Source organism: Sulfurimonas sp. (assembly GCF_023229105.1).
In the GTDB taxonomy this organism is placed as follows: Bacteria; Campylobacterota; Campylobacteria; order Campylobacterales; family Sulfurimonadaceae; genus Sulfurimonas.
In genome coordinates this window covers 19,527-29,362 of sequence record NZ_JALNZY010000021.1, presented here as the reverse complement: position 1 = coordinate 29,362, position 9,836 = coordinate 19,527, and the positions used below count along the sequence as shown (strand labels likewise).

General features: G+C 35.0%; 6 protein-coding genes. 4 read left to right on the top strand and 2 right to left on the bottom strand.

The genetic code is table 11. The annotated features are described in order from the left end of the window. The coding region (locus M0Q17_RS04520; RefSeq protein WP_295083752.1) for an aconitase family protein at positions 1 to 1,172 on the top strand (1,172 nt) is incomplete at its 5' end. A gap of 72 nt (positions 1,173 to 1,244) precedes the next feature. On the opposite strand, the gene lolA is transcribed toward M0Q17_RS04520, so the two are convergent. Continuing rightward, positions 1,245 to 1,760: a LolA-like outer membrane lipoprotein chaperone gene (lolA, locus tag M0Q17_RS04515; protein WP_295083750.1), complete on the bottom strand. Its 516-nt coding sequence runs from the start codon at positions 1,758 to 1,760 to the stop codon at positions 1,245 to 1,247. A 179-nt stretch (positions 1,761 to 1,939) separates the two neighbouring features. Between lolA and secA the strand changes: the two genes are divergently transcribed. Next, entirely contained in the window at positions 1,940 to 4,525 is a 2,586-nt protein-coding gene (gene secA, locus M0Q17_RS04510) for a preprotein translocase subunit SecA (RefSeq protein ID WP_295083748.1), read from the top strand. Continuing rightward, positions 4,522 to 5,724, top strand: coding sequence for an ABC transporter permease (locus M0Q17_RS04505; RefSeq protein ID WP_295083746.1), 1,203 nt, complete (start codon positions 4,522 to 4,524; stop codon positions 5,722 to 5,724). Before secA ends, M0Q17_RS04505 begins: the two co-directional genes overlap by 4 nt. Positions 5,725 to 5,732: 8 nt before the next feature. On the opposite strand, the gene M0Q17_RS04500 is transcribed toward M0Q17_RS04505, so the two are convergent. Next, positions 5,733 to 8,897 (bottom strand): AsmA-like C-terminal domain-containing protein, encoded by a 3,165-nt coding sequence (locus M0Q17_RS04500; protein ID WP_295083744.1) that lies wholly within the window; start codon positions 8,895 to 8,897, stop codon positions 5,733 to 5,735. On the opposite strand from M0Q17_RS04500, the gene mltG reads away from it, so the two are divergent. Continuing rightward, positions 8,827 to 9,771, top strand: coding sequence for an endolytic transglycosylase MltG (gene mltG, locus M0Q17_RS04495; RefSeq protein WP_295083741.1), 945 nt, complete (start codon positions 8,827 to 8,829; stop codon positions 9,769 to 9,771). The genes M0Q17_RS04500 and mltG overlap by 71 nt on opposite strands. The last annotated feature ends 65 nt before the right edge of the window (positions 9,772 to 9,836 follow it).

The following is a 9,836-nucleotide window of genomic DNA, read 5'->3' as shown; positions in this document are numbered from 1 at the left end:
CTGGTGTGGCACTTCGCCCCGGCGATGGAGTTATCCACTCATGGTTAAACAGAATGGTTCTTCCTGATACTGTTGGAACGGGAGCTGATAGTCATACACGTTTTCCGATAGGTATCTCATTTCCTGGTGGCTCTGGTATCGTTGCGTTTGCAGCAGTAACAGGCTCAATGCCTCTTACAATGCCTGAATCTGTTCTTGTTCGTTTTACGGGAGAGTTGCAACCTGGAATCACTCTTCGTGACCTTGTTAATGCTATTCCTCATCAGGCAATCAAAGAGGGGCTTTTGACAGTTGAGAAAAAAGGCAAGAAAAATATCTTCGCTGGCCGTATTATGGAAATAGAGGGTATGCCGAATATGAAATGCGAGCAGGCTTTTGAGCTCTCAGATGCATCCGCTGAGCGTTCAGCCGCTGCATGTACTGTTCTTTTGAATGAAGCGCCTGTAATTGAGTATCTAAAATCAAATGTTACTCTACTTGAGTCAATGATTGAAGCTGGTTATGAAGATAAGCGTACTATACAGCGTCGTATTGACAAGATGAAAGATTGGTTAGCTAATCCGACATTAATGAAGCCAGATGCAGATGCAGAGTACGCAGCTGTAATCGAAATAGATTTAAACAAGATTACAGAACCAATAGTAGCTTGTCCAAATGACCCAGATGATGTTGCAACATTGAGCGAGGTTCTTGCATCAGAGCGTCCTACAAAAATAGATGAAGTGTTTGTCGGTTCTTGTATGACAAACATCGGTCACTACCGTGCACTCGGGGAAGTCTTAAAAGGCGAGGGCAAGGTTCCTACGACTCTATGGGTTTGTCCTCCGACAAAAATGGATGAAAAACAGTTAACCGAAGATGGTTATTATTCAATTTTCAACGCATCAGGCGCTCGTACCGAGATTCCAGGATGTTCTTTATGTATGGGAAATCAGGCTCGTGTTGCTGATAATGCTGTTGTATTTTCTACATCAACTCGTAACTTTGACAACCGTTTAGGAAAAGGCGCACAGGTCTATCTTGGCTCCGCAGAGTTAGCTGCAACATGTGCAATTCTTGGACGTATTCCTACTCCAGCAGAGTACCTTGAGAAGACTAAAAAAATAGTGGGCAAAGAGAGCGAGATATACAAATATCTAAACTTTAACCTTATAAAAGATTATAAACTATAATCTAAAACAGTTTTGCAAGAGACTCATATTGAGTTCTCTTGCAGATAAAATTTCTTTTAAAAAACTTTTTTTTTAATCTTTAATGATATCAAATTCCAACGGATACTTCGGGATAAACAGCGACTTGTCAATATCGTGGTTTTGTTTTTGATTTTCAAAAGTTATCTTAACCTTGTTCTCAAACTCATCTAAGTAGGATATAGACTCTATCAGGTTGCCGTTTTTAACTATGCTAAATTTAGAATCTCTGTAATAGGCTACATATACATTTTCATCGATTTTTTTAGCATTAGATATTATTTTAAAGAAGTCAAAGTTTGATTCTAGTCTTCTAACAATAACCTGTTCAATTTCAGGCTCAACTATAGTTACTTTAAAATTGTTTATATAAACATCTTTATGAACTGGTTTTGTATAACTCCATTTGGCATTTTGCGGTTTTAGGGCTATTATGCTTCCATGGTAGATTAATACCTTCTCTTTTTCATCCGTAATGCTTTGCGTAAAGTCTGCTTCAAATGAAGTAATCTGCTCAAGTGATGCAAAAAGTTGCATGCTTATTAAAATAGAAAGAAAAAATTGTTTCATAGTATATCCCTGATTTTTGAAAATTATAGCTAAGAGATTGTTTACATATTGTTTAGTATTAATTTTAAGAAAAATGATTTTATGATTTATGTAAATTATTATTATAAGTATGATAAAATAAAAAGAATTTCAGTGATGGGTGGGCGTAAAGCGCGCACTTATCTATAATAAGGTTGCGAATGCTACAGGCATTAATGGGTAAAGTTTTTGGTACTACAAATGATCGTGAATTAAAAAAATATACAAAGATTGTAAGTAAAATAAATACTTTAGAGAGCAAATATCAAGCTCTTAGTGATGATGAGTTAAAAGGTGCATTTTCTGAGCTTAAAGAGAGTGTTTTAAGCGGTAATAAAACATTAGATGATGTTCTTGTTGACTCCTTTGCGATTACAAGAGAGGCGAGTGTTAGAATACTCAATATGAGACACTTTGATGTTCAGCTTATTGGTGGAGTTGTTCTGCATGAGGGTAGAATTGCAGAGATGAAGACAGGCGAGGGTAAGACGCTTGTGGCAACGCTCCCGATAGTTTTAAATGCGATTACGGGCAAAGGTGTACATCTTGTAACAGTCAATGACTATCTTGCATCAAGAGATGGTAACGAGATGCGACCTCTGTATGAATTTTTGGGATTTAGCGTAGGAGTTATTACAGAAAACATGTATGAACCGTCCATAAAACGAGAAGTTTACGGCGCTGATATAACTTACGGAACGAATAACGAGTTCGGTTTTGATTATCTAAGAGACAATATGAGCTACTCTAAAGAGCAGATGGTTCAAAGAGGTCATAACTTTGTTATAGTAGATGAAGTTGACAGTATTTTGATTGATGAAGCTAGAACGCCGCTTATTATCTCCGGACCTACAAACAGAACGCTCCAGGACTTTAGTGATGCAAATAAAATAGCTCTTAAGCTTGTTAGGGATGAACACTTTAGCGTTGATGAAAAAGATAAGGTTATTCTACTAACTGAAGAGGGTATAACAAAAGCAGAAGAGCTGTTTAAGGTTGAGAATCTTTACAGCCCTGAAAATGCGTCGCTTTCACATATCTTAGATCAAGCGCTAAAAGCAAACTATCTTTTTGAAAAAGATGTAGATTATGTTGTAAATAACGCAGAGGTAGTAATTGTAGATGAATTTACCGGTCGTCTGAGTGAAGGACGCCGTTATTCTGAGGGTTTACATCAAGCATTAGAGGCAAAAGAGGGTGTTGAAATCAAGGAAGAGACACAGACTTTAGCAGATATTACATTTCAAAACTACTTTAGAATGTATGATAAACTAGCGGGAATGACAGGAACTGCACAAACAGAAGCATCAGAATTTTCTCAGATTTATTCACTTGATGTCATCTCTATTCCTACCAATATTCCTATTACTAGAAAAGATTTAAACGACCTTATCTACAAGACAGAAAAAGAGAAATTTGAAGCCGTTATAAGCACAATAAAAAAACTCTCAAAATCAGGTCAACCTGTTCTTATCGGTACCGCTTCTATCGACAAATCTGAAGCACTTCACGAGATGCTCAAAAAAGAGAAAATAGCTCACACAGTGCTAAATGCAAAAAATCATGCACAAGAGGGTGAAATCATAAAAAATGCGGGTGCTAAAGGAGCAGTTACAATAGCTACAAATATGGCAGGACGCGGTGTTGATATTAAAGTAAATGATGAAGTAAGAGAACTTGGCGGTCTCTATATTGTAGGAACTGAAAGACATGAAAACCGTCGTATAGATAATCAGCTTCGAGGAAGAAGCGGACGTCAAGGCGACTTAGGAACTACGCAGTTTTACCTTTCGCTTGAAGATAATCTTCTTCGTATATTTGGTAGCGACAAGATTAAAAGCATTATGGAGAGACTCGGTGTTGAAGATGGCGAATATATAGAGTCAAAAATGGTAACACGTGCGGTTGAAAAGGCTCAGAAAAAAGTTGAAAATATGCACTATGAAGGCAGAAAGCATATTGTAGAGTATGATGACGTTGCAAATGAGCAAAGAAAGATAGTATATAGATTTAGAAACCAACTGCTTGATGCTGAATTTGATACATCTTCAAAAATAAACGAAATCAGAGCTGAATATATAGAGCATATCTTAAATAGTTGTGATATTTTTGAGGGTGGCGATAAAGAGGATTTTAATTTAGAAAAAGTCTTTAAACTGTTACATGAAGAGCTTAATATAGAGCTTAAAGTAGATGATTTCTCTGCGCTAGAGTATGAAGAGTTGCGTGAAGCAATATTAAAGAGTGTTAAAAGCAATTATGATGCGAAGATGAGCGTACTTGATGATAATATATGCAGTGAGATAGAAAGAGAGCTCTACCTCAAGGAGCTTGATAACGCTTGGAGAGAGCATCTTTACGCCATGGACAATATGAAAACAGGCATAAGACTTCGTGCATATAATCAAAAAGACCCTCTTGTTGAGTATAAAAAAGAGAGCTTTAATCTCTTTACGGAGCTTATATCCGATATTAAGTTCAATACCATAAAAACTCTTCATGTTGTTCAGTTTAGAGTTGAAAACCCACAAGAAGAGGCAAAAAAAGTAGCAGAGCGTTTGGAGATAGAGAGAAAAATAAATGAAGCAGCAAGGCAGTTCAACCTCCTTCAAGAAGATAATGAGACAAAAAAAGTATCAAGAAATGATCCTTGTCCATGCGGAAGCGGCAAAAAGTACAAACTGTGCTGCGGTAAAAGTGGTCCCAAGAAAGGGTTATTTGCAGCAAAAGGTGTATTTACTTCTTGAAAACATCAATTGTTCCCTATTTAGTAAAGCGATTTTTACGCTTTGACAGCGAGCAGCCATTTATCTTTTTATCTGCATTGTTGGCATTTTTGGGCATTACTTTAGGGGTAATGGTTCTTATAATAGCCATGGCACTTATGAACGGTTTTGACAATGAATTTAAAAAGAAATTAACTATAATGAACTACCCTTTAACGGTTATTCCAAAATTTTACGGAGCCGTTGATGAAAATCTTCTTTTAGAATTAGAATCAAAATTTCCAAATCTAAAATTCAGTCCATATGTGCAATCATCCGTTATGGCAAGAAGTGGTTCAAAGCTTGAGGGCGGATACATCTTTGGGGTTGATTTTAATAGCGAAGCAGAGGTAAACAGCGTACTTAAAGAGGCTATTAAAAAAAATAATTTTGATAAGTTTGATATTTTAATAGGAAAATCGCTTAAAGAGGAGTTGAATCTTTATCTCGATGATAAGCTTATGTATATATTTACACATGTAGAGCCTGGCGGGATGTCGGTTACTCCTAAGATTAAAAGATTTAACGTTCGTGGAGTTTTTGACTCCGGACTATCTGCTTATGACAAAGCATATAGCTATACGACACTTGCCTCTCTTCAGGCTATTATGGGGCTACCTAGCAATCACTACAGCGGAATCCATATCTTCTCTGATGATCCGCATATGGATATACTCAGAATAAAAGAGCATCTCCCTAAAAGTGCATCTATAAAAGGGTGGTGGGAAGATAATGTAAACTTTTTTGCGGCATTAGAGCTTGAAAAAGCCTCCTTATTTATTGTTCTTATGCTTATCATACTCATTGCTGCTATAAATATTATATCTTCGCTTTTAATGACCGTAATGAACAGAAGAAGTGAAATAGCACTGCTTTTATCTCTTGGCGCTACCCCTGTAGAGATTAAAAAAGTATTTTTATATTTGGGAATTGTAATAGGTGTCAGCGGTATTTTTGCAGGTGTAGCACTCGGCATGAGCGGTTTATGGATACTTAGCACGTTTGATATAGTGCATCTACCAAAAGATGTTTACCCTACATCTACTCTACCTCTTGATTTAAGCCTTAAAGATTTTATCTTTATAGTTACGGGAGCATTTGCTATTGTTGTTATATCCTCTTTTTATCCTGCAAAAAAAGCTAGCGAAGTCGATATATTGACTGTTCTTAGAAACGAGTAGAAAAACTCCTACTTCTTTTTTTCATCCTTGTCTTTGAAAAGTTCAAGCGGGTATGTAAGAGCTCTTTTTATGATATTAAAAGGCGCTACGGCTATATCTTTTGCTACCTGAGTAGATACATCAGGATTATCCAGAGCACCTGTAACCTTTAGCGAGGTAGAAATACTTTCTTCTCCAAGAAGAATATATCCGACAAGCGGTATTTTTGAAACAGAACTGCCCAAATCCGTTTTTAAGTTTAAATCTAAATTTATACTATTTTTTTCGATACTTGCTTCCCCGCGACCGACAATCTCAATCTCTTTTGATTCAAGATAGAAATCACTTACATTATAGATATCATCCTTAAATTTAAAGTTGAGATATGTTTTTTTAGCAGCTACTCCTTTTTTGTTGTACCCTGGGAGAGAAAAAGTTACCAAAGATGGAACAGTGTTTACAAAAGCAAGAATATTGTTTAAAGCTATATACTCAAGAATAGTAGTATTTTCTATATACATCGTTCCTTCATACTCATTTAGTGAGCCGCTTATAGCAAACTCAAAGGAACCGCCCTTAAATTTAGAGAGTGCAAAAAGTTTATTCATAAACTCATCATTAAACCCTCCTCCATAAATATGCAGTTTATCACTCTTTAGAGTAAAAAAAGCGGCTCCTTTGCCGTGTGATAATTCGGCAGAGAGAGCTCCGTTGAGATATTTTAAATTAATTTTATCAGAAATTATACGTTTGTTTTTTGTCAGATACAAGTATGAATCTATCGCTTCAAAGGTAAGTTTTATATCTTTTTTCTTCTCCTGTTTATTCTCTGTTTTGTTAAAGAAGTTTATAATCTCTTGTATATTTATTCCGGTGTTTTGAGCTTTTATGTTTATATCGTCCCCTATTTGTACATAAACCGTATTGTTAATAGCAAGGTTGATATTTTTTGTGTTTGTGTCATATTTTCCATTTATAAAATAGTTATCTATTGGCTCATCTTCTGCTAGAAATTTATATTTATATCTGCTGTTTAGAGAAAATTTTATGCTTTGTTGATCCTCTCTTTTTTCTATTTTTAAACTTCCGTTTGTCAAATCATATTTTTTTAAAATTTCTGAGTCGTTGAAAATTTTTTCTATAGATTTTAGATCCACTATCCAACTGTTGCCATCACGCAGATATTCAAAATCATACTCCTTTGAACTTATGATAGTTTTATCATTTTTTTGTTCTACAAAAAGCTCAATATTTTTATCTCTTTTAAATATTTCACCAAAATCACTATCTTTAATTTCGCTGTTTTGAAGATTTAGCACTCCTGTTGAGTTTTTTAGATTGTAATTTAAGCCAACCGTTGATTTTATAACATCATCAAAATTCAGAGATATATCTTTAGCTTCAATAGATTCCGGCGTAATAGTTAGTGCCAAATTCTCAACTATTGCTTTTTTTTCATCTATCTCAAGGGAGATTGTTTTTTTGCTAGAGAGATAAAGCGTTTGCCCCTCATACAGGAGATGAAATGACGGGTATGGGCTACTTAGTTTTACGTCTAAATGGTGTGACTCTAACAAATTTATATTTAAATCAGCTCTATTTGGCTTAAAAAATATATCTCCAGAAACCAAAACCAAACCAAGACCTGGAAAGTCTAAAATAGTCTCCCTAAGATAAGCTTTAAGATTTTTCATATCAAAAGGTATTTGCGTCGCTTGCATGTTTATTGGCTGCTCTTTATATCTCCACGCGGATTTATCTATTGATATAAAATCCCCTTTTGGAGCGATTGTATATGTAGCAAGAAGAGGTTTTTTAGCTGTTTGTAGTGTCAGGTTATTCTCTTTTGAGTCAATCTTGTCAAATATAAATGTCAGTTTGCCTTTTGATTTTTTTGCATCAAACTCTAAAGCAACATCCGCAGAAGCAATATCTCTGTATTTTGCCGCCATGCTACCTACTTTTACATATGTATTTTTTAAAAATACGTTTGCATCTGATATGTCAATATCCAAGCCCAGATACTCAATCTGTGCCTCTTTTGCATAGAAGTTTCCATCTGCTTGTACATTAAGCGTTCGTAAATCTACCTCAAGAGTCAAATCTGCATCAACTAGACCTTTTTTTTGGACAAAGGGGAGTTTGATTTCATATCTATCTAACAAAGAAACAATATCTTTATTTGCTTGTGCTTTAAAAAGAAGATGAAGCGTTAAGAGTTCGCTTTTTTTTGAAAAATCAATTTTCAACCAGCTCTTATCAAGAAAAAAACCATAAGAGTACGCTTCTTTTGGTCTAATATATAACACTCCGTCCTTAAACTCCAAATCAGTCTTCACAGAGTTTACAGGGGCGAGTTTTTGATCATACGTATAATTTAGAGTATTTGCAGTAGCTTTTGCATGCAGGTTTAAATATGCCTTATCAAGGTTTTTATACTCAACCCAGCCGCCAAAGCTCTCTATGGACAAACTTGACATCTCTATGGCATCATATACCCAATATTTAATATTTGCATCCAAATCAAAAAGATTTACTATCTCTCTTATGCTTTTTATATTTTGATTAGATTCCAGCTCGTAAGTTAATTTCTGGGTATCTCCATGAGCATATAAGTCTAGTTTTGTCATATTGTCTATAGTTATATTTAAGCGTGTTTGAAAAGTCAGCTTTTTTTTCGCATTTAAGATAAGATTGCCATTGATTTTTACTCTCTCATCTAAGGCTTTAAGCTCGTTAATTTTTATATCTAAGAAGTCATTATTTGGCATCAGGGAACTCTTTAGAGTAAAACTCTCTGATGCAAGCTTAAGGTATCCCTCTTTGTCATCTATATATTTTACGCTGCCCACAATGTCGGCAAATAAAAACTTCTCAATCTCTAACTCTTTGAGCCAGTTTGTAAAAGGGAGTATCTCTTTTATAGTTTTAAAAATCTCCTGATGCTTTATCCTGGAGTTATCATCGCTCTTATCTTTGGCGATACTAATCTCTTTAGCACTCAGCGTTATTTTTTCATCCCATTTAATGTATAATTTCTCAACTTTAATATTTTGGAATGATATGTTTTGTATATATATCCCGTTTTGAAGAAGTATAAATGAACTAAAGAGCAGTAGAAATATGAAAGATAAAGCACTAAGTAGCACAAAATGGATTTTTGATATCGTACTGATTATTATGCTGTCATTCATGTACTACCTAAATAAGCCTATAAAATCCCCTCAAATAATATATATTCCCGAGGGTTCAATTAATAAGATTATAACACATTTGAATAACAAAAATTTTAATGTAAACAAACTTGACTCTCTGTTATTGAGATTTATCGGCTCTCCTCAAAGTGGGTGGATAAACATCGGCGTTAATATCAGCACAAGGGGCGATTTCTTATATAAACTAACCACTGCAAAAGCGCCGCTGCAAAATGTTACTTTAATTCCCGGCGAGACTACATATATCTTCTTTGAGCAGTTAGCTAGTGAACTAAACCTAAATAGAGATTTACTCCAAAGAGAGTATGAGCAGCAAACAAAACAGATAGAGGGAGCGTTTGTCCCTAATACATACAGTTTGCCAAAGGGAATAACTGAAAAAATGGTAATTAAAATACTTTTAGGCGAGTCGTTATTGCAGATGAAAAATCTGTCTATGAAGATATTTGGAACATATAATGAGAAAAAATGGTTTCATTTTGTAACAATCGCATCAATCATTCAGAAGGAATCAGCAAATATAGAGGAGATGCCGCTTGTAAGTTCTGTTATATACAACAGAGTTAAGAAAGGCATGAAATTGCAGATGGACGGAACTCTAAATTATGGAAAATATTCACATATTAGAGTCACTCCAAAGATGATAAAAGAGGATACAACAATCTACAATACATACCTCTACAGCGGCATTCCAGAGGCTCCTGTTTGTAACGTAAGCTTTGATGCAATCAAGGCTGCAATCTTTCCTGCAAAAACTGATTATCTCTATTTTGTTAAATCCACGAACGGTAGCCACAATTTTTCATGTAACTATTCTACACATTTAGCCAATATAAAGCGTGCTACAAAATGAAACACTTTGATAAAATAAGTTACTCTTTATACTTGCTTACCTCAGATTATTACATCTTAGTGATA

Bases quoted from the DNA above. Each gene is read 5' to 3' on its own strand.
- lolA (WP_295083750.1), bottom strand. From the start codon at position 1,760: ATGAAACAATTTTTTCTTTCTATTTTAATAAGCATGCAACTTTTTGCA.
- secA (WP_295083748.1), top strand. From the start codon at position 1,940: ATGCTACAGGCATTAATGGGTAAAGTTTTTGGTACTACAAATGATCGT.
- mltG (WP_295083741.1), top strand. From the start codon at position 8,827: ATGAAAGATAAAGCACTAAGTAGCACAAAATGGATTTTTGATATCGTA.
- M0Q17_RS04500 (WP_295083744.1), bottom strand. From the start codon at position 8,897: ATGAATGACAGCATAATAATCAGTACGATATCAAAAATCCATTTTGTG.